The organism is Nocardia amikacinitolerans (assembly GCF_900215415.1).
GTDB classification, from domain to species: Bacteria; Actinomycetota; Actinomycetes; order Mycobacteriales; family Mycobacteriaceae; genus Nocardia; species Nocardia amikacinitolerans.
Map to the genome: position 1 here is coordinate 106,928 of NZ_OBEG01000006.1, position 24,978 is coordinate 131,905.

Annotated in this window: 23 protein-coding genes; 15 read left to right on the forward strand and 8 right to left on the reverse strand. The window is 68.8% G+C overall.

Annotated features, from left to right (window positions below):
- Position 1: 1 nt before the first annotated feature.
- Both CRP45_RS25130 and CRP45_RS25135 read right to left on the reverse strand, forming a co-directional pair.
- Entirely contained in the window at positions 2 to 1,090 is a 1,089-nt protein-coding gene (locus CRP45_RS25130) for an ABC transporter substrate-binding protein (RefSeq protein ID WP_097247289.1), read from the reverse strand.
- 69 nt (positions 1,091 to 1,159) lie between these two features.
- Entirely contained in the window at positions 1,160 to 1,963 is an 804-nt protein-coding gene (locus CRP45_RS25135) for a VOC family protein (protein WP_097247290.1), read from the reverse strand.
- Between the two features lie 263 nt (positions 1,964 to 2,226).
- On the opposite strand from CRP45_RS25135, the gene ctaD reads away from it, so the two are divergent.
- The 9 genes from ctaD (at position 2,227) to CRP45_RS25180 (ending at position 12,262) form a co-directional block, all read left to right on the forward strand.
- Positions 2,227 to 3,969 carry an aa3-type cytochrome oxidase subunit I gene (gene ctaD / locus CRP45_RS25140; protein ID WP_084482625.1) on the forward strand — a complete coding sequence of 581 codons (1,743 nt, stop codon included), beginning with the start codon at positions 2,227 to 2,229 and terminating at the stop codon, positions 3,967 to 3,969.
- Between the two features lie 164 nt (positions 3,970 to 4,133).
- Positions 4,134 to 5,369, forward strand: coding sequence for a phosphoserine phosphatase SerB (gene serB / locus CRP45_RS25145; RefSeq protein ID WP_097247291.1), 1,236 nt, complete (start codon positions 4,134 to 4,136; stop codon positions 5,367 to 5,369).
- A 143-nt stretch (positions 5,370 to 5,512) separates the two neighbouring features.
- Positions 5,513 to 5,950: a protease inhibitor I42 family protein gene (locus CRP45_RS33040; protein ID WP_179831007.1), complete on the forward strand. Its 438-nt coding sequence runs from the start codon at positions 5,513 to 5,515 to the stop codon at positions 5,948 to 5,950.
- Positions 5,951 to 6,727: an aminoacyl-tRNA hydrolase gene (locus tag CRP45_RS25155; RefSeq protein ID WP_097247292.1), complete on the forward strand. Its 777-nt coding sequence runs from the start codon at positions 5,951 to 5,953 to the stop codon at positions 6,725 to 6,727.
- Between the two features lie 242 nt (positions 6,728 to 6,969).
- Positions 6,970 to 7,803 carry an ABC transporter ATP-binding protein gene (locus CRP45_RS25160; protein ID WP_067781767.1) on the forward strand — a complete coding sequence of 278 codons (834 nt, stop codon included), beginning with the start codon at positions 6,970 to 6,972 and terminating at the stop codon, positions 7,801 to 7,803.
- A gap of 162 nt (positions 7,804 to 7,965) precedes the next feature.
- Positions 7,966 to 8,736 (forward strand): NUDIX hydrolase, encoded by a 771-nt coding sequence (locus tag CRP45_RS25165; RefSeq protein ID WP_179831038.1) that lies wholly within the window; start codon positions 7,966 to 7,968, stop codon positions 8,734 to 8,736.
- A 145-nt stretch (positions 8,737 to 8,881) separates the two neighbouring features.
- Positions 8,882 to 9,658, forward strand: a complete 777-nt coding sequence (locus tag CRP45_RS25170) for an enoyl-CoA hydratase-related protein (protein ID WP_097247294.1) — start codon at positions 8,882 to 8,884, stop codon at positions 9,656 to 9,658.
- Positions 9,659 to 10,096: 438 nt separating this feature from the next.
- Positions 10,097 to 11,074, forward strand: a complete 978-nt coding sequence (locus CRP45_RS25175; protein WP_067781591.1) for a class I SAM-dependent methyltransferase — start codon at positions 10,097 to 10,099, stop codon at positions 11,072 to 11,074.
- Positions 11,075 to 12,262, forward strand: a complete 1,188-nt coding sequence (locus tag CRP45_RS25180) for a THUMP-like domain-containing protein (RefSeq protein ID WP_097247295.1) — start codon at positions 11,075 to 11,077, stop codon at positions 12,260 to 12,262.
- Here CRP45_RS25180 and CRP45_RS25185 read toward each other — a convergent pair.
- Positions 12,259 to 12,798, reverse strand: a complete 540-nt coding sequence (locus CRP45_RS25185; RefSeq protein ID WP_097247296.1) for a DUF1697 domain-containing protein — start codon at positions 12,796 to 12,798, stop codon at positions 12,259 to 12,261. The genes CRP45_RS25180 and CRP45_RS25185 overlap by 4 nt on opposite strands.
- A gap of 51 nt (positions 12,799 to 12,849) precedes the next feature.
- Positions 12,850 to 13,599: an acyltransferase gene (locus CRP45_RS25190; protein ID WP_067781601.1), complete on the reverse strand. Its 750-nt coding sequence runs from the start codon at positions 13,597 to 13,599 to the stop codon at positions 12,850 to 12,852.
- Positions 13,600 to 13,825: 226 nt separating this feature from the next.
- On the opposite strand from CRP45_RS25190, the gene CRP45_RS25195 reads away from it, so the two are divergent.
- Complete coding sequence (locus CRP45_RS25195) at positions 13,826 to 15,157, forward strand: outer membrane protein assembly factor BamB family protein (protein ID WP_245910420.1); 1,332 nt, start codon at positions 13,826 to 13,828, stop codon at positions 15,155 to 15,157.
- Positions 15,158 to 15,203: 46 nt separating this feature from the next.
- On the opposite strand, the gene CRP45_RS25200 is transcribed toward CRP45_RS25195, so the two are convergent.
- The 3 genes from CRP45_RS25200 to CRP45_RS25210 are packed head-to-tail and all read right to left on the reverse strand — an operon-like array spanning position 15,204 to position 18,855.
- Positions 15,204 to 16,466, reverse strand: coding sequence for a glycosyltransferase family 4 protein (locus CRP45_RS25200; RefSeq protein ID WP_097247297.1), 1,263 nt, complete (start codon positions 16,464 to 16,466; stop codon positions 15,204 to 15,206).
- The gene (locus CRP45_RS25205; protein WP_097247298.1) at positions 16,463 to 18,049 is read right to left on the reverse strand and encodes a 1,4-alpha-glucan branching protein domain-containing protein; all 1,587 of its coding nucleotides are present in this window, start codon (positions 18,047 to 18,049) and stop codon (positions 16,463 to 16,465) included. The genes CRP45_RS25200 and CRP45_RS25205 overlap by 4 nt, the downstream gene beginning before the upstream one ends.
- A complete protein-coding gene (locus CRP45_RS25210) occupies positions 18,046 to 18,855 on the reverse strand; it encodes a class I SAM-dependent methyltransferase (protein WP_097247299.1) in 810 nt (269 codons plus the stop codon). The genes CRP45_RS25205 and CRP45_RS25210 overlap by 4 nt, the downstream gene beginning before the upstream one ends.
- Positions 18,856 to 19,046: 191 nt before the next feature.
- Here CRP45_RS25210 and CRP45_RS25215 point away from each other — a divergent pair, with 191 nt between their 5' ends.
- The 4 genes from CRP45_RS25215 (at position 19,047) to CRP45_RS25230 (ending at position 22,687) form a co-directional block, all read left to right on the forward strand.
- The gene (locus CRP45_RS25215) at positions 19,047 to 19,832 is read left to right on the forward strand and encodes an electron transfer flavoprotein subunit beta/FixA family protein (protein WP_067781613.1); all 786 of its coding nucleotides are present in this window, start codon (positions 19,047 to 19,049) and stop codon (positions 19,830 to 19,832) included.
- Between the two features lie 38 nt (positions 19,833 to 19,870).
- Complete coding sequence (locus tag CRP45_RS25220; protein ID WP_097247300.1) at positions 19,871 to 20,827, forward strand: electron transfer flavoprotein subunit alpha/FixB family protein; 957 nt, start codon at positions 19,871 to 19,873, stop codon at positions 20,825 to 20,827.
- 139 nt (positions 20,828 to 20,966) lie between these two features.
- Positions 20,967 to 21,536, forward strand: coding sequence for a DUF4365 domain-containing protein (locus CRP45_RS25225; protein ID WP_218841190.1), 570 nt, complete (start codon positions 20,967 to 20,969; stop codon positions 21,534 to 21,536).
- Positions 21,533 to 22,687, forward strand: a complete 1,155-nt coding sequence (locus tag CRP45_RS25230) for a hypothetical protein (protein WP_218841191.1) — start codon at positions 21,533 to 21,535, stop codon at positions 22,685 to 22,687. Before CRP45_RS25225 ends, CRP45_RS25230 begins: the two co-directional genes overlap by 4 nt.
- A 17-nt stretch (positions 22,688 to 22,704) precedes the next feature.
- On the opposite strand, the gene CRP45_RS25235 is transcribed toward CRP45_RS25230, so the two are convergent.
- Complete coding sequence (locus tag CRP45_RS25235) at positions 22,705 to 23,562, reverse strand: LysR family transcriptional regulator (protein ID WP_067781618.1); 858 nt, start codon at positions 23,560 to 23,562, stop codon at positions 22,705 to 22,707.
- Positions 23,563 to 23,674: 112 nt separating this feature from the next.
- On the opposite strand from CRP45_RS25235, the gene CRP45_RS25240 reads away from it, so the two are divergent.
- On the forward strand, positions 23,675 to 24,946 hold the full coding sequence (locus CRP45_RS25240) for an NAD(P)/FAD-dependent oxidoreductase (protein ID WP_097247302.1): 1,272 nt from the start codon (positions 23,675 to 23,677) through the stop codon (positions 24,944 to 24,946).
- Positions 24,947 to 24,978 lie beyond the last annotated feature (32 nt).

Here is a 24,978-nt window from a genome sequence, read left to right on the forward strand (position 1 = left end):
CTCAGTCGGTGACGTACCCGTTCAACGTCTTCTGCACATCGCTGAGCAGGGCGCGGGCGGCGGTGAGTCCGTCGCCGTGCCAGACGCTGTCCTCGACCGCGAAGACGCGGCGGTCGCCTGCGGCGCCGAGTTCCTTCCATTCGTCGCCGCGCATGACCTTCTCGCCCTGTTCCTTACCGGATTCACCGGCCAGGACGACATAGACGACGTCGCCTTCGACCTTGGTGTCGAAATCGCCCGCGGCGACGTCGAAGGACGCGCCGCGCTGGGCGGTGGGGCGCTGGACACCCACGTCGGCCAAGACCCGGCCCGCGAAACTCTCGCTGCCCTGAACCTGGATGGCGTCGCCGGTGAACCGGACGACCGAAGCCTGACTCTGGTTGGCTGCGATGGCGTTTCCGATGTCGGCGGCCTCGGTGCGGTAGTTCGCCAGCGCCGTGCCGGCCGCGCCGCTGCGGTCCAAACCCGCTGCGAAGGCGCTGAATTCGGCCTGCCAGCTGTTCGACGCCCCGACGAGCACGGTCGGCGCGATGGCCCGCAGCGCGTCGAAAGTGGCCGCGCCCGAGGGCTGTTCGCCGATGATGACGTCGGGACGCAGTTCCGCGATCTTGGCCAGGTCCGGCTCGGCGGCGGTGCCGACGCTCGGGATCTTCAGCACGCCGGTGCCGAGGAAGGTGGGCTGCGGACGTTCCCCGTCCACGGTCACCGCACCGACCACGCGCTCCCACAGGCCCAGTGCACAAGTGGCGTCCAGCGCGGAGGTGGTCAGCACGACGATGCGCTGCGGATCGGCGGGCACCTCGGAGACACCGGCGGCGTGCGTGACGCTGCGAGTGCCCGACGCCTGATCGGGCGCGCTCGGCAGGGCGCAGGCCTTCGTCGTGTCCCGCTCCAGCCCGATGACGCCCGCACCCGCGATATTGGTGGTGGTGCGGATGATCGAACTCGTGTCGTCGGTCTGGCTACCGCACCCGACCAGCGCCGCGGCGCAGACGGCCGCGACCGCGACAGCGCCGCTACGGACGACGACAGCGCCGTAACGGGTGGCGACAACGCGATTTCGGGTGCGTACGAGTGCGCTCACCGGCATGCCGGAGAGGGTACAGGCGTCCGGCGGCGCGGCCGAGGCGCGGGGCCGGGCCGCGCCTCGGCGAGCGAGCTATCCGGCGACGTCGCCGCCGAGATTGAAGATCGCGCCGGTCGGATCCGCGACGGTGGCCATCCGCCCGTACGGGGAGTCCTGCGCGGCAGAGACGACCTTGCCGCCGAGCGCGACGACCTGGGCGACCGCCTTGTCGACGTCGTCGGCGCCGAAGTACACGGTCCAGCCCGCGGGCGCACCGGGCGGCAGGAAGTCCGAGGCGTCCATCACGCCGCCCAGCATCGGACTTGTCGAATGGATGGTGGTGTAGCGGAACTCCGGCGCGCCTGGCATCTCGAAGGTGTCGGACCAGCCGAACACCTCGCGGTAGAACGCCAGCGAGCCCTCGTACGAGCGGGTGTGCAGCTCGAACCAGGACGGCGCGCCCGCGTGATCGCGCCACTTGCCGCCCTCGACGAGGGCCGCGGTCTCGAGCCCGCCGAACGAGCCCGCCTGCCAGACGCCGACGCCCGCACCGCCCGGATCGGCGAGCACCGCCATCACGCCGAGATCGCCGACATCCATCGGCTCGACGATCACGGATCCGCCGTGCGCGGTCGCGGCCGCGGCGGCGGCCCTGGCGTCCGGCGCCGACAGATAGACGGTCCACCGATCCGGTCCGGTGTCGCCGTCGTCGTCCATCCTGCCCATCCCGCCCGCGACGGCCTTGCCGTCCTTGCGGAAGGTCAGGTAGCCGCCGAATTCCGCGCCCGCGCGGTCGACGGTCCAGCCGAACAGGTCGCCATAGAAGGCGATGCTGCGCTCGGGATCGGCGGTGTAGAGGTCGACCCAGACGGGGTCGCCCGGCTTCGGGGTGGTCATGATCGGTCTCCTCGCAGGTGACGAAGGGTTGTCATGGATAGAGACGACCGCGGCCTCGTGAACTCATCGGCGTAGGCCGTGGGACATCCCGCGGCTGACCGGTGACCAACGAAATACGACGCAGAGTAGGACCCGCTCTGTCGGCCGTGACGGCACCGTTTACGATCTCAGGAGCGCAAGCGAACTGTCCGCTGTCTCGGGAACGGGATGAAGGCGAGCAGCGGAGCTCGCGGAGCGACCTAAAGGCATCTTCAGGAGGATCAGTGACTGCGGTAGAGCCCAGACCAGTCCCTCAGTTGGAAGCGACTCGACCGTATCCGGCTCGGACCGGACCCAAGGGTTCTTTCCTCTACAAGATGGTCACCACCACGGACCCCAAGGTGCTCGGCACCATGTACCTGGTGACGGCGATCAGCTTCTTCATGGTCGGCGGTCTGATGGCCCTGCTGATGCGTGCCGAGCTGGCGCGCCCCGGCCTGCAGTTCCTCTCGCCGGAACAGTTCAACCAGCTGTTCACCATGCACGGCACGATCATGCTGCTGTTCTACGCGACCGCGATCGTGTTCGGCTTCGCCAACATCATCCTTCCGCTGCAGATCGGCGCCCCTGACGTCGCCTTCCCGCGTCTGAACGCGTTCAGCTACTGGCTGTACCTGTTCGGCGGCTCGATGGCGACCGCGGGCTTCGTCACCCCGGGCGGCGCCGCCGACTTCGGCTGGACCGCGTACGTCCCGCTGACCGACATCCTGCACTCGCCCGGCGTCGGCACCGACCTGTGGATCCTCGGCCTCGCCGTCTCGGGTCTCGGCACCATCCTCGGCGGCGTGAACATGCTGACCACCGTGGTCTGCCTGCGCGCGCCCGGTATGACCATGTTCCGGATGCCGATCTTCACCTGGAACATCGCCGTCACCAGCGTCCTGGTCCTGCTCGCCTTCCCGCTGCTCACCGCGGCGCTGTTCGGCCTTGCCTACGACCGCCACCTCGGTGGCCACATCTACGACCCGGCCACCGGCGGCATCCTGCTCTACCAGCACCTGTTCTGGTTCTTCGGCCACCCCGAGGTGTACATCATCGCGCTGCCGTTCTTCGGCATCGTCTCGGAGATCTTCCCGGTCTTCAGCCGCAAGCCGATCTTCGGTTACACGACCCTGGTGTACGCGACCCTCGGCATCGCCGCGCTGTCCATCGCGGTGTGGGCGCACCACATGTACGCGACCGGAGCCGTGCTGCTGCCGTACTTCTCGTTCATGACCTTCCTCATCGCGGTGCCCACCGGCGTGAAGTTCTTCAACTGGATCGGCACCATGTGGCGCGGCCAGCTGACCTTCGAGTCGCCGATGCTGTGGTCGCTCGGCTTCCTCGTGACCTTCCTCTTCGGTGGTCTCTCGGGCGTCATCCTTGCCTCGCCGCCCATGGACTTCCACGTGTCCGACACCTACTTCGTGGTCGCGCACTTCCACTACGTGCTCTTCGGCACCATCGTGTTCGCCACCTTCGCTGGCATCTACTTCTGGTTCCCGAAGATGACCGGCCGCATGGTGGACGAGCGCCTGGCCAAGTGGCACTTCTGGGCGACCTTCGTCGGCTTCCACACCACCTTCCTCGTGCAGCACTGGCTCGGTAACGAGGGTATGCCGCGTCGCTACGCCGACTACCTGCCGACGGACGGTTTCACCACGCTGAACACCATCTCGACCATCGGCGCGTTCGTCCTCGGCGCCTCGATGCTGCCGTTCATCTGGAACGTCTTCAAGAGCTACCGCTACGGCGAGGTCGTGACGGTGGACGACCCGTGGGGCTACGGCAACTCGCTGGAGTGGGCCACCACCTGCCCGCCGCCGCGGCACAACTTCTACGAGCTGCCGCGCATCCGCTCCGAGCGTCCCGCGTTCGAGCTGCACTACCCGCACATGGTGGAGCGCATGCGGGCCGAGGCGCACGTGGGCTGGGGCTCCGGCAAGCACGCCACCGCCGTCCACGAGGGCGAGCTGGCGAAGCACTAGTCCGCAACGCAACACGCATGCACCCGCTGGTTTCAGCGGGTGCATGCGCGTTTACCCGGCGTCGACGGCTCCCGGCTGATGCCCCGTTGTGCACGCTGCCGCTGCCGCGGGACCTCGGCGTCCAATACGGTAGAGCTCAGCGGCGCCGCCAATCGAACACAGACATGGAGCACACAGACTTGGCCGACACCACCGTTCTCGTCACCGTCACCGGACCCGACCGGCCCGGTGTGACGTCCGTGCTGCTCGCGGCGATGTCGCGGCACCAGGTGAGCCTGCTGGATGTGGAGCAGGTCGTCATCCGCGGCAGGCTCACCCTCGGTGTGCTGGTCACCTGCCCGAACGATCCGGAAGAACTTCAGGACGAGCTCGAAGAGGCGATGAACACCGTCGGCATGACCGTCGACGTGGAGGTGGGCGCCGCCATCGGGCGGGCGCCGATGTCCACGCACGCGGTGGTCGTCCTCGGCGCGCCGGTCACCGCACGGGCGTTCAGCGCGGTGTCGCGGCAGCTCGCCGCGCTCGGCGCGAACATCGACACCATCCGAGGCATCGCCGACTACCCCGTCACCGGGATGGAGCTGCTGGTCACCGCGACCGACACCGGCGCGGACACCGACTCCAGGCTGCGCACGGCGCTGGCCGAGGTCGCGGTCGCCGAACAGGTCGACGTCGCGGTGGAGCGGGCCGGGCTGGCTCGGCGGGCCAAGCGGCTCATCGTGTTCGACGTCGACTCGACGCTGATCCAGGGCGAGGTCATCGAGATGCTCGCCGCGCACGCGGGTGTCGAGGAGCAGGTCCGCCAGGTCACCGAGGCCGCCATGCGCGGCGAGATCGACTTCGCCGAATCGCTGCGCCAGCGCGTCGCGACCCTGGAGGGTCTGGACGAATCGGTCATCGAGGAGGTCGCCGACCGGATCGAGCTGACCCCCGGCGCGCGCACCACCATCCGCACCCTGCGCCGCATCGGCTTCCGCTGCGGCGTGGTGTCCGGCGGTTTCCGCCAGGTCATCGAGCCGCTCGCGCACGAACTCGAGCTCGACTTCGTGCAGGCGAACACGCTGGAGATCAAGGACGGCAAGCTGACCGGCCGGGTCGTCGGCGACATCGTCGACCGCGCCGCCAAGGCGACCGCGCTGCGCAAGTTCGCCGCCGAGGCCGGGGTGCCCATGGAACAGACCGTCGCGGTCGGCGACGGCGCCAACGACATCGACATGCTCAACGCCGCCGGGCTCGGTGTCGCGTTCAACGCCAAGCCCGCGCTGCGCGAGGTCGCCGACACCGCGCTGTCGCACCCGTACCTGGACGCGGTGCTGTTCATCCTCGGCGTCACCCGGCACGAGGTGGAGGCCGCCGACGCCCGCGACGGGTTGATGCGCCGGGTGCCGCTGGTTCGGTAGGCCGCGCGGCCTTGTCGTCGATGGGCGTGCCTTGGTGCGAGGGGTGCCGGTGCGACCGGGCCGAGCCGCTGTGTCCAGGGGCTCCTCGGCAGCGCCGACTACGCTGGTCGCGGACAGTGATCATTCGGCGATCGGAGAACGCGGTGCGTAAGTCCCTGGTTGTGCTGCTGCTCGGAATCGCGCTCGCCGCGTGCGGCACCGACGATCACGAAGGACACACGCCCGCGACGACCACCACCCAGCGTTCGGGAGACGCCATGGACGTGACCGAGGCCGACAGCGGGCAGAATCGCGAGCTGCGCACCGGGCAACAGCTGATCGTGACCTTGCCCGCCAACCCGTCGACCGGGTACGGCTGGCGGCTCGCCGCGCTGGACCAGAACGTGCTCCGGCCCGAGGGCGAGCCGGATTACCGGCCGGATGCCGACCGGCCGATCGCGCCCGGCTCCGGCGGCAGCGCGGTGTGGACGTTCGTCGGGAATGCCGCGGGCGTCACCGAGCTTGCACTGGAGTACGCGCGCCCGTGGGAGCACGGCGTCGAACCCGCGCAGAAGTTCACGTTGAGGGTCGAGGTGGAGTGAATGAGCAGTCCGGAGAGCGGCATCGTGGACGAATTGTCCACGGGGGAAGAGGGATTCCGCATCCGGCACGCGGAACTCGCCCTCGGCTACGGCGGCGCGGGCGATCCCGACGACCCCGATCAGGTGCAGGCGATGCAGATGGTGCTGCACCTGCCCAAGGCCGAGCCGCCCGCGCGCAGCGCGTTGCTCGCCGCCGCCGCGGCCTCGGCGGTCGCGCTGTGCCTGGACGAACGTGTCGGACCGGATGGCCCATGGGCGCGGCGGTATCTCGCGTGGAAGCGCTCCCGAATCCGCAAGGTGGCGCGGCGCGCCCGCGGTGCGCAGTGGCTGGCGGCGAACGAGGTCGACGGCGTCACCGTGCAGATCGACGGCGCGCAGGCGCGGGCTTTCGTGCCGAGCGCGGTCGGCGCGGTTGACCCGCGGATCAGGAAGCTCCAGATCGGCGGCACCGACCTCGACCACGACGACCCAGGGCCCGCGGACCCGAATCTTCCTGTGCTGTGGGTGAACTCGGCGCTCGGCATGACGCTGGGAAAGAGCGCGGCGCAGGTCGGCCACGCCAGCATGCTGCTCGCGGCGGCGCTGAGCCCCGAGGACGCCTATCGGTGGTCGCTCCGCGAATTCCATTGCGCGGTGCGCGAAGCCGACCCCGCACAGTGGCAGGCGCTGAGCGACCGGGTGCGGGCGGGCGGCGCGGTGGCCGTGCGGGACGCGGGTTTCACCGAGATCGCTCCGGGTTCGCTGACGGTGATCGCGGTGCCGCCCGAGGCCTGGTGATCGGCTCGCCGAAGCCGACCATTCCGGTGTGGGCGATAGGGTATTCGAGTGTCGGAGACGGGACAGTGCCGCGCCCTGATCGTCGCTAGGACGTTCCGGCCGACCGGTAGGCCGCCGTTGGATCGACCATGCCCTGCACGAGCCAGGTGGTGCGCCTTCGTGGCCCGCGTGGCCTTCCGGATGCCCGGGTTCCGTGCGAGCGATGTGGGTCGGTCGGACAAACCCGGCGCATGTGGGCCAAGATGGAGCGCGTGCCGCAACCGGATCCCGATCTGCTCATCGATTTCACCGACGTGACCGTCCGACGCTCGGGGCACACCCTCGTCGGTCCGGTCACCTGGCAGGTCGAGCTCGACGAACGCTGGGTCGTGCTCGGCCCGAACGGCGCGGGCAAGACCTCCCTGCTGCGCATGGCCGCCGCCGAAATGCACCCGACCTCGGGCGTCGCCCACCTGCTCGGTGAGGTGATCGGCAAGGTCGACGTCAACGAGCTGAAGCCGCGCATCGGCCTCTCCTCCGCGGCGCTGGCCAATCGCGTGCCGCTGGACGAGAAGGTCAGCGACCTCGTGGTGTCCGCGGGGTACGCCGTGCTCGGCCGCTGGCGCGAACGCTACGACGACGTCGACACCGACCGCGCCATCGACATGCTGGAAAGCCTAGGCGCCGAACACCTTTCCGACCGCACCTACGGCACCCTGTCCGAGGGTGAGCGCAAGCGGGTGCTCATCGCCCGCGCGCTGATGCCCGACCCGGAACTGCTGCTGCTCGACGAGCCGGCGGCCGGTCTCGACCTGGGCGGTCGCGAGGAACTGGTCGAGCGCCTCGGCGATCTCGCCGCGGACCCCGAGGCGCCCGCCATGGTGCTGGTCACCCACCACGTGGAGGAGATCCCGCCCGGCTTCACCCACGGCCTGCTGCTCAACGAGGGCGAGGTGGTCGCCCAGGGCCTGCTCACCGACGTGCTCACCTCGGAAAACCTCAGCGACGCCTTCCGCCAGGCCATCGCCCTCGACCGCGTCGACGGCCGCTACTTCGCCCGCCGCGCCCGCCGCGCGGGAAAGCACCGCTCCCGCTAGGGCGGCCGCGAATCAAGCGCGGTGTAGCTCCGCCTGCGCTCGCCCATACGGGCTGGGGTGGCGATACCAAGCGCGCGTTAGGGTGCAAGTGTGAGTGAGACAACGACGTCGGCTGGCGCGCAGCCGCAGGAACCCTCGGCCCCGAAGGACGCGTCCACGGTGATGTTGGTGCGCGACGGGGCGAACGGTCCCGAAGTGTTCCTGCAGCGACGAGTCGGGGCGATGGCCTTCGCCGCGGGCATGACGGTGTTCCCGGGCGGCGGCGTCGATCCCGCCGACAGCACCGTCGAGATCGACTGGGCGGGTCCGGATCCGGCCTGGTGGGCCGAGCGGTTCGCGACCACCGAGCCGCGCGCGAAGGCGCTGGTGTGCGCGGCGGTGCGGGAGACCTTCGAGGAATGCGGTGTGCTGCTCGCGGGCCCGACGGCCGACACCGTCGTCGAGGACACCGTCCCGTACCGCGCGGCGCGCGGCAAGCTGGAGCGCCGCGAACTCTCCCTCGCCACCTTCCTGGCCGAGGAGAAGCTGGTGCTGCGCGCGGATTTGCTGCGGCCGTGGGCGAATTGGATCACTCCGGTCATCGAGCCGCGCCGCTACGACACCCACTTCTTCGTCGCCGTCCTGCCGCAGGGTCAGCTGGCCGATGGCGCGACGTCCGAGGCCGCCGAGGTGCAGTGGCGCACCCCGGCCGAGGCGCTCGACCGCTGGCGCGCGGGCACCGACATCCTGCTCCCGCCGACCTGGTCCCAGCTGGACGCGCTGGGTCGCTTCGCCTCCACGGCGGAGATCTTCGCGGCCGAACCGGTCATCGACGCGATCATGCCGGAGTTCATCGATGCCCACGGCACCAAGATGCTGAGCTTCCCCGACAACGACCGCTACTTCGCCGACCTCCCCGAACCCACCAAGCTCAAGGGCTCGGCCAGGCGGTAGCAGTTCCTCGCAGGCCTTGTGCACGCTTCACAAAGGGTGCGAGCGCTGCGAGGCGTACACAACTTCTGCGAGGGCCGCGGGTCTGCGGGCGTATGGCCGGGCGGGGATGCGGGACGCGGCGGGGGTGCGAGGTAGCGTGCGTGCCATGGCCGAATTCGTGACCTTGGAGCTGCCGGAAGGGGATGGCGCGCGGGGCGTCGCCGTTCTGCGGATCGCTCGTCCGCCGATGAACCTGCTCAACGTTCAGGTGGTGCGGGAGGTGGCCGAGGCCGCGGCGGCGGTGGCGGCGCATCCGCGGGTCGCGGCACTGGTGGTGTACGGGGACGAGCGGGTGTTCTCCGCAGGTGACGACGTGGCCGAGCTGGCCGCCCTGGACGCCGATCAGGCCGAGGCCATGGCCGCCGACGTGCAGTCCGCGCTGGGGTGCCTCGCCAAGGTTCCGCAGCCGACCGTCGCCGCGATCAGCGGGTACTGCCTCGGCGCCGGGCTGGAGCTGGCCCTCGGCGCCGACCGTCGCGTCATCGGCGACAACGTCAAGCTAGGCCTGCCGCAGATCCACGCGGGACTGATCCCGCTCGCGGGCATCCGGCGGCTCTCGCTGCTGATCGGGCCGGGCCCGGCCAAGGACCTCGTCTACACCGGGCGTTTCGTGGAGCCGGACGAGGCGCGCGCGCTCGGTCTTGTCGACGAGGTCGTCGCGCCCGACGACGTCTTCGCCGCCGCGCTGCGCTGGGCCGAACGCTTCACCGACGGCCCCGGCCGCGCGCTGGCCGCGGCCAAGGCGGTCTTCGAGGCCGGCCCGCACGGTCTCGACCGCGCCCGCGGCGAGTGGGCCGGGCTGTTCGCCACCGAGGACCGCCGGATCGGCACGGAATCCTACGTCGCCGACGGTCCGGGTTCCGCGGTCTTCGTCGGTCGCTGAACGGGCGGCGTCGGCCCGGAATCGAGTCACCGCCGCCGCACCGAAGTTCGTCGCGACGCATCCGTCGAGTCCGTCGCGACGCCGTGCCGATAGCGCCGTGCGGCCAGCGTCGACTGTGCTCCGGGTCCGCGCCGAGCCCGTCGCGATGCATCCGTCGAGTTCGTCGCGACGTCGTGCCGAGGGTGCCGTGCCGCCCGCGTCGACTGCGCTCCGGGCCCGTCGCGATGCCTGTGCCGAGTGCGTCGTGGCACGCCCCGAACGGGTCGTAGCACGGAGTTGAAGGCGCCCGCCTGCACGAATGTCGATCGGTCTGAAACGGGTGTGCCAGGAGATTGCCCTGATAGGAACACGTTCTCATTCGGCCACCGGTCCGGTACCCCGCGAGAAGCACGGGCCGACAGCGGGCTTCATCTGGGGATTTATGTAGGCTAGGCGACCATGACGGTACGTCCCGACGACCCCGCGCCGAACCCGCATGCCACCGAGGCCGAGGTCGAAGCAGCGCTGAAGGATACGAAGCTCGCCCAGGTGCTCTACCACGACTGGGAAGCGGAGACCTACGACGACAAATGGTCCATCTCCTATGACGAGCGCTGCATCGAATACGCCCGTGGCCGCTTCGACGCCGCGGTGGGCCCCGCGCCGCTGCCCTACGAGAAGGCGCTCGAGCTCGGCTGCGGCACCGGTTTCTTCCTGCTGAACCTGATGCAGGGCGGCGTCGCCAAGTCCGGCTCGGTCACCGACCTCTCGCCGGGCATGGTGAAGGTGGCGCTGCGCAACGCGGAGAACCTGGGTCTGGACGTGGACGGTCGAGTCGCCGACGCCGAGACCATCCCCTACGACGACGACACCTTCGATCTGGTCGTCGGTCACGCTGTGTTGCACCACATCCCGGATGTGGAGCTGGCGCTGAAGGAGTGCCTGCGGGTGCTCAAGCCCGGCGGTCGCTTCGTCTTCGCCGGCGAGCCGACCACCGTTGGCAACTTCTACGCCCGCTGGCTCGGCCGCATCACCTGGAAGGCCACCACCTCGGTCACCAAGCTGCCCGCGCTGGCCGGCTGGCGTCGTCCGCAGGAGGAGCTCGACGAGTCCTCGCGTGCCGCGGCGCTGGAGGCGGTCGTCGACCTCCACACCTTCGATCCCCGCGACCTCGAGTCGATGGCACGGTCCGCTGGCGCGGTCGAGGTCAAGGCGAGCACCGAGGAATTCGCCGCCGCGCTGTGGGGCTGGCCGGTGCGCACCTTCGAGGCGGCCGTGCCCGCCGAGAAGCTCGGCATGGGCTACCGGATGGCGATGTACCGCGCCTGGCTCGGATTGAGCTGGGTGGACGAGAACATCATGCGCCGCGTGGTGCCGCGCCAGTTCTTCTACAACGCCATGATCACCGGCGTGAAGCCGGGCGCGTCCGCCAAGTAGGTGGGCTACCGCTTCGGTCGCGCGGACATCGCCTTCCTCGCCTCCGCGGCAGGGCGTGCCGCGCTGGCTGAGGTGGACCGGCTGGAACTGTCCCCCGCGACGCACCTGCGCGATTTGGCGCGGGTGCGTCGCGACAACGGGGAGCACGCCGCCGCCCTCGTGGAGACCGTGCGGCTGCGCCGAAAGGCCGCCGCCAAACTGCACGGCGCGGGGGAGTGGCTCTTCACCGACGACGCGCTACAGCAGGCGACGCCGACCACGGTCGCCCGGCACCGGGCGGCCCGGTTGGCGGGGCGGGCCGTGCACGACGTCACCTGCTCCATCGGCGCCGAACTCGTCGAGCTGGCCGAGGTGTGCCCGGCCGTCGTCGGCAGCGACCTGGACGAGGTGCGGCTGGCGATCGCCGCGCACAATCTCGGTTCGCGGTGGTCGCCGCTCTCCGGCCCCGGAAATGTGTTGCTGGCCAAGGCCGATGCCCTAGTGCCGAGCAGCAGCGGCACGGTGATCATCGCCGATCCGGCACGCCGCTCGGATGGTCGTCGCACCCACGACCCGGCCAAGTTGCAACCTCCGTTGCCCGACCTGCTCGACGCCTACGCGGGTCGCGACATCGCCGTGAAGTGCGCGCCCGGACTGGATTTCGACCGGCTCGACTGGTCCGGCGAGATCGAGGTGGTCTCGCTGGACGGCGCGGTGCGCGAGGCGTGCCTGTGGTCGGCCGGCCTCGCCGAATCCGGCGTCACCCGTCGCGCCACCGTGCTGAGCTCGCGCGGCGCGCCGCAGGTCCTCACCGACGCGGAGCCGGACGAACTTCCCGGCCGACCGCCCGGCGAGTGGATCATCGATCCCGACGGCGCGATCGTCCGCGCCGGGCTGGTCCGGCACTACGCGGCGAAACACGGCCTGTGGCAACTGGATCCGCACATCGCCTACCTCACCGGCGACTCCGTCCCCTCGAATGTCCGCGGTTTCCGCATCGAGGACCGGCTCGAGCTACGGGAGAAGACGTTGCGCCAAGAGCTGGCTCGCCGCGACTGCGGGACGCTGGAGATTCTGGTGCGCGGCGTGGACGTCGACCCGGACGCGCTGCGCAAACGGTTGAAACTCAAAGGCAGCGTTGCCTATACGCTCGTGATCACTCGAATCGGCCGCGCCGCCACGGTATTCGTCTGCACCGCGCACACCTAAGACTCCAGCTTCTTCACGATCCGCTGCACCGTCAACCAGGTGCGGGTGGTGATGTCCTTGCCGTAGGTCTTGTCCAGCCACGCCATGAAGTCGGGGGTCTTCGGCGTGCTGTTGTCGATGACGGTGAGAAAGGCGCGAGCCTCGGCGTCGTAACCGATGATCCTGGTCAGCTCGTCGCCGGTGTCGGGATGCTCCACGGTCGGGTTCTGGTCCTTGAAGAAGGTGACCGTGAGGTACGAGCCCCGTTCGTGGGTGAGGCCCTCGAACGGGTCGCGATCGAGCAGCTCGCGCAGTTCCTCGTAGCTGCGCACGATGGTCCCGCCCGGAATCCCGAGCTCCCGGTTCAGCGCCTCCTGGATCCGATCCTCCAGCGCCGCCGCGTCGGTATCGGCGCAGCGGAACACCACGTTGCCGCTGGACAGGATCGTCGCGACCTTCTCGAACCCGAGTCCCTCGAACACCGCGCGCAACTTCTCGTTGCGCATGTTCGGGTTGGACGGCATGATCCCGCGCAGCAGCGCCGCGTACCTGTTCATGCCGACGACCGTACTCGAGCGGACCGACGACTTTCCGTCGAACGCGGCGAACTACGCCTGCTGGGTGACGCCGTTCTTCTTGCGCTCGATGTCCTCCAGCGCGGCGATGTACTTCGCCCGCTCCTCGGCGCCAGCCTCCCAGGTGGCCTTGCGGTTCTTGACCACCTTCGCCGGTGCGCCGACGGCGATGCTGTAGTCCGGGATCTCGCCCTTGACCACCGCGTGCGCACCGAGCACGCAGCCGCGGCCGACCCGGGTCTCGCGCAGCACGGTCACCTTGGCGGCGATCCACGTGTCGGGGCCGATCCGGACGGGGCTCTTCACGATGCCCTGGTCCTTGATGGGCAGCGTGATGTCGTCCATCTTGTGGTCGAAGTCGCAGATGTAGCACCAGTCGGCGACCAGCGTCGATTCGCCGATCTCGATGTCGAGATAGGTGTTGACGACATTGTCCTTGCCGAACACCACCTTGTCGCCGATGCGCAGCGAGCCCTCGTGGCAGCGGATGGCGTTGCCGTCGCCGATGTGCACCCAGCGACCGATCTCCATCCGGCTCAGCTCCGGGGTCGCGTGGATCTCGACCCGGCGGCCGAGGAACACCATGCCGCGCAGCACGATGTGCGGGTTCGCCAGCTTGAACTTGAACAGCCGGTAGTAGCGGACCAGATACCAGGGCGTGTAGGCGCGGTTGGCGAGCACCCAGCGCAGCGACGCCACGGTCAGAAATCGCGCCTGCTGCGGATCCCGGCGGCGCGAACCCCGCCACCGCGAGCGCAACGGTGCGCCCCACATGCTCGTCACGAACCGTTCTCCCGTCGTGTTCCCGGGACCGGCGACCCGGGGGATGTCTTTGGCTACACAGCGTACTTTCGCGCTCTACCACCCCCGGCCCTACCCTCACGTTCACGCTGCGGAAGGTCCGCCATGCGAGACACCAGGGGGCCGCGAACCCGCCGTGCCGCAGGCGCGGCAAATTGAACACAGGCTAGTCTTGCGAGCGCCCACCGACCAGAGGGGAGAACAGCAGGTGCGAACCGGTAGCGTGCGGGCTGTCGCCACACAGCCGCGATCCCGGGTGCGTGCGGTGGCCGCGCTTGCCGCCATGGGCGCGCTCGCGCTGACCGCCTGCGGCACCGACGTCGACGACATCACCGTCGGCCCCGGGAAAGGTTGGCCCGCCGCGCACCACGACGGTCGCAACAGCGGCGTCAGCCCCGTGACCGGCGCGCGCTCGCTGACGCTGAGCTGGTCAAGGCCCGCCGCCGGTCCCATCGAGCAGCCGGTCACCATCGGCGCCGAGGGTCAGCTGTTCTTGACCACCCGCACCCCCAACGGTTGCGCCATCCTGTCGTTGCAGATGCCGACCGGCCGCAAGCGTTTCTGTGATGTGCTCGGCCCCAACACGATTTCCTCGCCCACCGCGGTGGACGGCGCGAGCAACGTCTACGTCGGCGACGACGGCGCGATGAACTCCTACAACTACCTCGGTCAGCCGCGCTGGCGCACACCCGTTGCGGGCGTTCCGGTTTCGGTGCAGTTCACCGGTGACAGCAGGCTGCTCACCATCACCCAGTCCGGCCAGGTGGACGTGCTCGACCGGCAGACCGGCCTGCGGACCGTGCCGACCGTCCAGCTGCTCGGCGAGCCCGACCTTTTGGAGCACCCCAACCTGACCAGGCCTGCCTCGGGCCAGGGTCTCGACGACTGTGGCACCGGCGGCCCGCAGTGCCCGGTCGCGAACATCTCGGCGATCGAGAAGTCCACCGGTCGCTTCTACGTCACCGTGTGGCAGCCCGGTTCGCCGAACGCCGCGTTGGTCGCTCTGCGCTACGCCGACAACAAGATTCAGCAGGAGTGGCGCGCGGAGATCCTGACCGAGGGCAGCGCAACCGGTCCCGCGCTGTCCGCGGACGGCGGCACCGTCTACGTCGGCGACAACACCAAGCGACTGATCGCCGTCGACACCGCCGACGGGCGCACCAAGTGGGTGCGGCCGCTGGGATTCACACCGAGCGGCGGGATCTCGGTCTCCGCCGACGGTCTGATCATCCCCGCGGGCGACGAGGGTTACCTGCTCGCCTTGCGCGACACCGGTGAGACCGCCGAAACCGTCTGGGAGCGCAAGGATCTGGTGCTGCGCGGCGTGCCGGTGCAGACCGATGGCGGCACCGGCTACACCGCGGCGGCGATCGGCGAGGGCCTGAGCCTGATCACGTTCGACACCGCCAGCGGCGCGACCATCGATGCCGATGTGCTGCCCGGCGCGCAGGGCAGCACCACCGGCACCTCGGTAAGCGCCGAGGGCGAGGTGGTGCTGGCCACCCGGATCGGCGAGGTCTTCGTCTTCAAGCCGGAGTAGGCGTACCTCCGTCTTCGCCGCAACGGTCCGCTCTCGGCGACGCCGATCAGATCGGGTTGTTCGGATCCCGTTCCGGCAGTGGACGTTCCACGATGACCGGCCTGCCGAGCGGATTGCGCACCCGCCGTTTGGCTTCCGAGTACACCTGTGCGGTCTCCGCCGCGACGACGTCCCAGGCGAAGTCCGCGGTCAGGCGCTCGCGTGCGGCGTAGGCGCGGTCCTGTGCGGCGGCGGGATCGTCCAGCGTCGCGCGCACCGCATCCACCAGACCGTCCACGTCGGCGGGTTCGAAGGAGGCGCCGGTGACGCCGTCGATGACCGCTTCGCCGAGCCCGCCCGCGGTGGAGGTGATCAGCGGGGTGCCCGCGGCGGCCGCTTCCAGCGCGACGATGCCGAACGGCTCGTAGCGGCTCGGCAGCACGATGGCGTCGGCGCCGTGCAGCCAGCCGAGCAGTTCCTGATGGTCGAGCTGACCGGCGAAGGTCACCGCGCGCGCGACGCGGTGCACCCGAGCCCGTTCTCGCAGCCATTCGAACTGGGTGCCGACGCCCGCGACGGTCAGCGTGGTGCCCGGGTGGGCGCGGCGGATGCGGGGCAGCGCGGCGATGGCGTCCTGCACGCCCTTCTCGTATTCCAGCCTGCCGACGTACAGCAGCCGCGGTGGGCCGGAACGCGGTGCGCGGGGGCGGAAGGTCCACGCGCCGACGTCGATGCCGTTGCGGATGACGGTCATCGGGATGCGCTCGGGACCGTAGAGGCGCTGCACCTCGTCCTGCATCGAGGTCGAGCAGGTGATCAGCGCGTCGGATTCGTTGGCGAGCCACCATTCGACCGAGTGCACCTGCTTGTTGACCTTGCCGGCGACCCAGCCGCTGTGGCGGCCCGCCTCGGTGGCGTGAATGGTCGAGACCAGCGGCACGTCGTAGTACTCGGCGAGCGCGATGCCGGGATGGGCGACCAGCCAGTCGTGCGCGTGCACGACGTCGGGCGTCCAGCCGTCGCCGATGCCCGGCTTACCGAGCGCGACGCCCGCGCGCACCATCGCGTGGCCCATGGCCAGGGTCCAGGCCAGCATGTCCTCGCCGAAGTCGAAGCAGGGCGGATCCTCGGCGACCGCGACCACCAGGACGCCGTCCTCGATGAACGAATGCGTCGGGTGGGTGGCGGAATCGGTGCCGGACGGGCGGCGGGACAGGACGACCACTTCGTGGCCCGCCGCGGCGAGCTCGGTGGCGAGGTGATGCACGTGCCGACCCAACCCACCGACCACAACCGGCGGGTATTCCCACGACACCATCAAGATCTTCATGCATGTCCTTCATAGGCAGGGCCGTCCGCGGCCGGGCCTTGCGGGCCCCGGTCCAGGGTCCCGGTGGGGTCGGCACTGGGGAGCCGTCGCGCATCCAATCCGGGGAAGAATCCGTCGGCCGCGTACCATCCTGCCGCCAACTGCCGCGCTTTGGCGACTTGACCCGCGCCGACCGCCGCCGCGATCTCCCGCACGGCATGCGCGTGCTGGTGGGCCCGCTCCCGCGCGTAGCCCGCCGCGGAGTCCTTGCTGACCATGAACGCCCAGTCGCTGGACACCGTCAGGATCGCCTCGCGCAGCAACTGATCCGCGACCGGATCGCGCAGCGCGGAGGTGGCTCCCGCGCGCATCTTGTCCAGGGTGTCCAGCGCCAGTCGCACGACCTCGTCGTTGAGTTCGACCAGATCCCGCACCTGATCACCGGCCCACACCCGCCAGTCCTTGCCGGACCCCCATGACGAATCGGTCAGCTGCACGGGCTCACCGACGAATCCGCGTTCGCGCGCGTCGGCCAGGGTGCCGACGGTGACGCCCGCCTCCGGCAGCGCGCGCAGGACCTGGGCCAGCCACTGCGGACCCTCGTGCCACCAGTGCCCGAACAGCTCGGTGTCGAAGGCGGCGACGACGAGCGCGGGACGGCCGATGCGTTCGGACTCGGCGACGAGTCGATCGCGCACGGTGCGCACGAAGTCGTCGACGTCGCGGACCACCGCCGCGGCCGCCAGCTCCGGGTCGTACGGGGCCTTGTCGGGCCCGGCGACCGTCTTGCCGGTGACGCGGGCGGGTTTGAGACCCGTCGCGTGGTCGTAGTGATGAAAGTCACGGTACTGCGCCTGGCCGGGATAGCCGGACTTCGGCGACCAAACCCGGTAGCTCACCTGAAGATCGCGCCCGAACGCCACGACGTCGGTGTCGCGCACCGGGCGGCCGAGGCTGCTGTCGCCGCGCAGCGCGGGTCCGTCGACCATGAAATGCGTCACACCTGCGGCGGCGTAGCCGACCTCCATGCCCGGCGTGTATCCGCACTCCGGCGCCCAGATGCCGGTCGGGGTGTGGCCCCAGCGCTGGCGGGCGTCGGCCAAGCCCTCGCGCAGCTGGAACTCGCGCAGCCGCGGGTCGAGCAGCGGCTGGAACGGGTGCGCCAGCGGGCCGCCGAGCAGCTCGATCGTCTGCGCGTCGACGAGTTCGCGCCAGACCGGCGCGGCGCCGTGCCGCCAGCGCAGCTCGAACTCGGTCAGCGCCGCGGCGGCGAGCCGGTGCTCGTGCCTGCCCAGCGCGACATTGCCCGCCATGGCGGCCTCGTCGGCGCGCAGCTGCCAGTTGCCGAGCCAGTGGTGCATGCCCGCCAGGCAGTGCGGGTCGTCCAGCTGGGCCGCGAGCACCGGTGTGATGCCGAGGCTCAGCAGATGCGAACGACCTTCCGCCGCAAGGGTTCTCAGTACCTCGACGACCGGGAGGTAGGACGCGGCCCAGGACTGGTAGAGCCATTCCTCGCCGACCGGCCAGCGGCCGTGGTTGGCCAGCCACGGCAGATGGGAGTGCAGGACCAGGGTGAACTGGCCGGGTACCGCGTTGTCGGTCAACGCTTCACCGCGATGGCCACGAGGTCGAGGCTGGCGTCGATGTCCTCGGTGATCAGGTCGAAGTCGTCGATGGTCACCGCGGCGACGTCGGCGGTCAGCTCGGCGGGCCACGGCTCGCCTGCGAGCGCGCGCTGGATCTGCGCGTCGATGAACGAGCCACCGTGCTTGGCGTCCAACGCTTTCAGCGTCGCGCCGTGGTGCACGCCGGTCATCAGCGCGACCTCGAAACCGGCCTCGACGAGCAGTTCGGTCAGCTCGTCCGCGTTCAACTCGCGGGTGTGGAACGGGTTGAGCGGGGTGTCGCGGCCGGGCGAGAAGGTGATCCGATTGGGTGTGCTGATCAGCAGCTCGCCGCCGGGCCGCAGCACCCGAAGGCATTCCCGCAGGAACTGGCTCTGGTCCCAAAGATGTTCGATGACTTGGAAATTCACCACGACATCGACCGAGGCGTCATCGAGCGGCAGGGCGGCGAGGTTGCCCTGGATCATCTCCACGCGCGGGTAGCGCGCCCGCACGTGCGCGACCGCGCTCGCGTCGTAGTCGAGGCCGATCACCTTGGTGGCCACCCCGGCGATCATATTGGCGCCGTAGCCTTCGCCGGAACCCGCCTCCAGCACGGTCTTTCCGGCGCACCGGTCGAGCAGCCGGGCGTAGACGATCTCGTGCCTGCGGAACCAGTAGTTCTCCTCGGCGATGCCGGGGACGGTGCGCTCGCCGGTCAGCGGCAATGGTTCGACGGCACCGGCGTTTTCCGCAGTTATGACCCTCGGGTCGCCCACTGCGGCAGGGATCACAGCCTCGCTCATCACACCGACGTTACTGGTAAGGGTCGCGCACGATATCGCCCGGACCGGTGTATTGAGAGAGAAGCCACTAAGTTACCCACGAGTAACTTAACGTAGGGTAGTGTCACGCCCTGAGCTACCTCAAAGGACGTACGGCCCAGCTCGTGCGACCACCAGATAACGCCCCCAGAACAGGAGGTCGACGAAGACCGATGCCGAACATCGTCGTACTCATCAAGCAGGTCCCTGACACCTGGTCCGAGCGCAAGCTGTCCGATGGTGACTACACCCTGGACCGTGAGGCCGCGGACGCCGTCCTCGACGAGATCAACGAGCGCGCCGTCGAAGAGGCGCTGCTGATCAAGGAAGCCCAGGGCGGTGAGGTCACCGTGCTGGCCGCCGGTCCGGACCGCGCCACCGAGGCCATCCGCAAGGCGCTCTCGATGGGCGCCGACAAGGCCATCCACATCAACGACCCGGCGATCCACGGCTCCGACGCCGTGCAGACCGCGTGGGTGCTGGCCAGCGCGCTCGGCCAGGTCGAGGGTGTCGAGCTGGTCATCGCGGGCAACGAGGCGACCGACGGCCGCGCCGGTGCGGTGCCCGCGATCATCGCGGAGTACCTGGGTCTGCCGCAGCTGACCCACCTGCGCAAGCTGACCGTCGACGGCGACAAGATCACCGGCGAGCGCGAGACCGACGAAGGCGTCTTCAAGCTGGAGGCCACCCTCCCCGCCATCGTCTCGGTGACCGAGAAGATCAACGAGCCGCGGTTCCCGTCCTTCAAGGGCATCATGGCGGCCAAGAAGAAGGAAGTTCAGGTCTTCACGCTGGCCGACCTGGGCGTCGACCCGTCGACCGTGGGTGTCGCCAACGCGGGCACCACCGTCACCGCGTCCACCCCGAAGCCCCCGCGCACCGCGGGCGAGAAGATCGCGGACGAGGGCGACGGCGGCACCAAGATCGCCCAGTACCTCATCGGTCAGAAGATCATCTGATCCGCCCGGCTGACGAGACTTCCTAGGAGAGAACACAAATGGCTGAAGTACTTGTGCTCGTCGAGCACGCCGACGGTGCGATCAAGAAGGTCAGCACCGAACTGCTCACCGCCGCCCGCACCCTGGGCACCCCGGCCGCCGTCGTGCTCGGCGCCGCGGGCACCGGCGAGAAGCTGGCCGACGCGCTGGCCGCCGCGGGCGCCGAGAAGATCTACATCGCCGAGTCCGACGATGTGGAGAACTTCCTGGTGACCCCGAAGGTCGACGTGCTCGCGGGTCTGGTCGAGTCGGTGTCCCCGGCCGCCGTGATCGTCGCCGCCTCCGCCGAAGGCAAGGAGGTGTCGGGTCGCCTCGCCGCCCGCATCGGCTCCGGCCTGCTGGTCGACGTCATCGGCGTCAACGAGGACGGCTCCGTCGTGCACTCCATCTTCGGTGGCGCCTTCACCGTCGACGCCAAGGCCACCGGCGACGTGCCGGTCATCTCGGTTCGCCCGGGTGCGGTCGAGGCCGTGGCGCAGGCCGGTGCCGGCGAGAAGGTGACCGTCGAGGTTCCCGCGCAGGAAGAGGGCGTCGTCAAGGTGACCTCGCGCGAGCCGGTCGTCGCCGGTGACCGTCCGGAGCTCACCGAGGCGAACATCGTCGTCTCCGGTGGTCGCGGTGTCGGCTCGGCCGACAACTTCGCGGTCGTCGAGGCGCTGGCCGACTCGCTCGGCGCCGCAGTCGGCGCCTCGCGCGCCGCCGTCGACTCGGGCTACTACCCGGGCCAGTTCCAGGTCGGTCAGACCGGTAAGACGGTCTCCCCCCAGCTGTACATCGCCCTCGGCATCTCCGGCGCCATCCAGCACCGCGCCGGCATGCAGACCTCGAAGACCATCGTCGCGGTCAACAAGGACGAAGAGGCCCCGATCTTCGAGATCGCGGACTACGGCATCGTCGGCGACCTCTTCAACGTCGCCCCGCAGCTCACCGAGGCGGTCAAGGCCCACAAGGGCTGAAACCCTTTCGGCGAGTAGCTGTTACGAACGACCCCGGCTGGAAACAGCCGGGGTCGTTCGCGTTTCACTGCGGTGCTGGTGTGCGGGCTCCGCGATGCGTTACCGTGTGCCGGTCCGGTTCGGCGGGTGCAGGGGGTGCATGGCAATCGATGACAATGGTGGTCTGCCGACCGCGTTCATGACTGAAATGCCCGACGACGGCGGGCTTCCGGTCAACGCCCGGCAGGAACAGTTCAGTCTCGCATTCGTGCGTATGATCGCCGCTGCCGCAGGTTGTTCGATCAAAAGCCACGAAACCGACTACGACGGTGTCGATATCACGATCGTGGCCTCGCGGGAGTATGAGAGATTCTATTGCCCTGAGTTCGAGCTGCAGCTGAAGTGCACTACGCAACACAGCCGGCTCAAGGCAGATCATTTGGCTTGGCCTCTGGAAAAAGGTCCGTTCCTGAAACTGGTGAGCCCGAAGCGATTCGTTCCGGCCCTGCTCGGCGTCCTGCTCATACCGGAGGAGCCTGACGAACTGCTCGATCTGTCCGAGGCTGGCTTGACCAGCTCGAGCCGCATGTATTGGGAGTACGCGGCGAAGCTGGGCGGAATAGCGGACGGCAAGTCCAGCACGACAGTCCACCTACCCAGAAGTAACCTGTTCGATGTAGCCGGGCTCCAAGAGATCATGCACAGAATCGGCGAAGGAGGCCAGTGGTGAAGGAGATTCCTGTCGGCGACCTTCGCGACATCGCGCTTGCCTTGTCGCCGCCAGCGGTATCGCAATACCTTGCCGCGCACGATTGGGAACTCGAGGCTCGCGTTCAGGACGTGAAAGAGATCTGGCGGCTGCCGGGCGAAGACGGTCCAGTGGGTCGAATTATGTTGCCGCTGGCCACCGATTACGTGGACTTTCCCCGGCGCTTCCGAGAAACGATGCAAACGCTCGCGACCATCTACGACTGGGACCCGGCGCAACTGGTCGAACGCATCGCCGCCGCACGTGCCGACCTGTTCTTCGTGCGACTCGACCAGGAAATGATCGACGGCACGATTCCCTTCCGGCAGGCGGAAACGACCTTGGAAGCCTTGTTCCGGATGATGAAGGCGGCCGCGACCACCGCGGACGACCCGACCCATTCGCACCGAGGTCGTCGATCGGCCACCGTGACGGAATTCCTCGAGGAAAACATCCGTCTTGGGCATACCAAGCGGGGCAGCTTCGTGTTCACGGTCGTATCCCGCCTCGGTGATGTGATGTCCACGGAGACAGATGGAATGCCGCAGGTGTCGTTCCCCCGCGCGGCGATGGCGACGCTCGCCAAGGGCCTGCAATCGACGCGCACGCTGGCGTTGCAGTGGGACGATCGCGCTCTGGAGCGCTCCGGCGAGTTGGGATTGAGCGCCAACTTGGTGGAGTCGGTCTGGGATCTCACTCAGTCGCCGGACTTACGGGCGTTGGACCTGTCGTTCGACTGGGCAGCGGGCGAGCCGGCGCCGACGCTGGAAAGTTCACGGATCGTCATCGATCGTGACGCGATGGCCGGATTGCCGCGGGTGCGTGAGCGCTTGGTTCGCAGCGAGGAACCGCCGCGGTACGAATCACTACTCGGTATCGTCCGAACGTTGAACCGTGACGACCTAGGGGACGGGGGCGAGGGGGCCACCAGCATTGTCCTGTCCACACACGTAGACGGACGCTCGCGGAAGGTCCATGTTCCGCTGGCCGGTACCGACTACGAATGGGCGATCGCCGCACACCAGTCCAAGAGGCCGCTCGTGGTTTCCGGCAATTTGTCGTTCGAACGGGGAGCTTGGCGTCTGACCGGCGATATCACTGTGGACCGCAGGCTTTCGGAGCGTTCCAGCTGACACCTCACCGCATTCGGTCAGCTGCTATGCAACGTGGTGAGCAAGGTGGTGAGGATGGGGGAGCGGCGGGTGTCGTCGCGGAGGACGGCGCAGACGGGGATGCGGAGGCGGTGTTCGGCGAGTTGGAGGACGACGAGTCCTTCGGTGGGGCTCTGGGCGTAGAGGACGGTCCATGCTTCCGGGCGGTTGATCAGTTCCATGGTCGCGGTGTGGTCGGGCGGGATCGGCGGGCCGAAGGTGGGGCCGACGGGCAGGTCGGCGAACGCACTGCGAATGATGTTGTGCAGCAGCACCTGTTCCTGTTCGGGCGGCAGCAGCAGCGGGTAGGAGCTGAGGTCGTTGAGGGTGACGGTGTCGCGGGTGGCCAGCGGATGATTGCTCGAGGTGGCGATCACGAGGTCCTCGACCCAGAGCTGTTCCACCATCAGCCCCGGCTGGTCGACGCGCCCGCGGATCAGCGCGAGATCGCAGTCACCGTCCGCGACGGCCGTGATGCGTTGGCGGAAGGGCTTGATCACGAACTCGATCTCCGCGTCCGGGTGCGCGGCGCGCGCGGCCGCGATGGCGGACAGCGAGCGGCTCGCGAAGGACATGTTGGCCGCCAGCCGGATTCGCGGCCCGGAGGCCCGAACCGCCGCGCGGATGGCGGATTCCAGGCTCAGCATCTGCTTGGCCAGGGGAAGTAGCCGGGTGGTCGCGTCGGTGGGGACTACGGCCCTGGTAGAGCGCTCGAACAGCGGCACGCCGAGGTCGCGTTCGAGCCGGGCGATCTGATGACTGATCGCCGACTGCGAGATGAAACATCGGGCCGCGGCCCTGCTGAAGCTCAGTTCTTCGCAGACCGCGACGAAGTACGCCAGCTGCCGAAGCTCCACGACTAGCTCCTATTCATGAGCAATCCAGATAAGAGTCATCTCCATTATGCGCCGTAACGGCTGAAATATCTGCGTTCCCGATGACGGTTGGTAATGAGAGAAGGAGGCTGTCATGGAACACGCAGATGTGGTCGTCGTCGGATCGGGATTCGGGGGGCTGGCCGCCGCCAAGCAACTCGCCAAGTCGGGAATCGACTTCGTACTCATTTCGAGCACGCCGGAGCACCTGTTCCAGCCGTTGCTCTACCAGGTCGCGACGGGTGTGCTGGCATCGCACGAGATCGCGCCGCCGATCAAGTCGGTGCTGCGCAGGCACAAGGAAGCCGATGTGCGCCTCGGCAAGGTCGTCGCCATCGATCCGGACCAGGCGATCATCACCTACGAGAACGATGGTGTGCGCCACGAGATTCGGTACGGCTCGCTGATCGCGGCCACCGGCGCCTCGCAGTCCTATTTCGGCCGTGACGATTTCGCCGAGAAGACCTTCGCCCTCAAGACCATCGACGACGCGAAACTGCTTCGCGCCCAGATCGAACGCGTCTTCGCAGAGGCCGCGACCGCGGACCCCGAGACCAAGAACAGGCTGCTCAGCTTCGTGGTGGTGGGCGCGGGCGCGACCGGTGTCGAGGTCGCGGGCCAGCTGAAGGAGCTCGCGAAAAGGTACTACCACCAGGAGGTTTCGGTCACCCTGGTGGAGGGCGCCGGAGAGGTGTTGCCGCCCTTCGGTGGTGGGCTCTCGGAGTACGCGAAGAAGTCGTTGACCGGAAGCGGCGTCGAGGTGCTCGTCGACACGTTCGTCACCGACATCGAACCGGGCAAGGTCACCGTCAAGGACAAGGCGGGCGTGGAGCGGAAGATCGGCGCCGAGACCGTCGTCTGGTCGGCGGGTGTGCAGGCGGGCGGGTTCGCGAAGATCCTGGCCGAGGCCACCGGCGTCGAGACTGACCGCGCCGGACGGCTGCTGGTCAACCCCGACCTCACCGTCGCGGGCTACGCCGACATCTACGCCATCGGCGACATGACCTCGCTCAACGGCTACCCCGGCCAGTCGCCGGTGGCCATGCAGGAGGGCAGGCACGCCGCCGACATCATCCGTCGCAAGAAGCAGCCCGGCACCCCGTTCAAGTACTGGGATAAGGGCAGCATGGCGGTGATCAGCCGGTTCAGCGCGGTGGTGAAGCTCAACGAGAAGATCACCTTCCGCGGCGTGATCGCCTGGGTCATGTGGCTCGCGGTGCACCTGCTCTACCTGGTCGGCTTCCGCAACCGCTTCGCGGCGGTGGCCTCGTGGCTGGTCGCCTTCATCGGCAGCGGCCGCCCCGGTTTCGACGAGGTGGAATCGAGCCCGACGCAGGCCCGCGCACCGGAACGCGCCGCAGCCTGAGCGCGCCCGAACCGATCGCACCGATGCGCGCG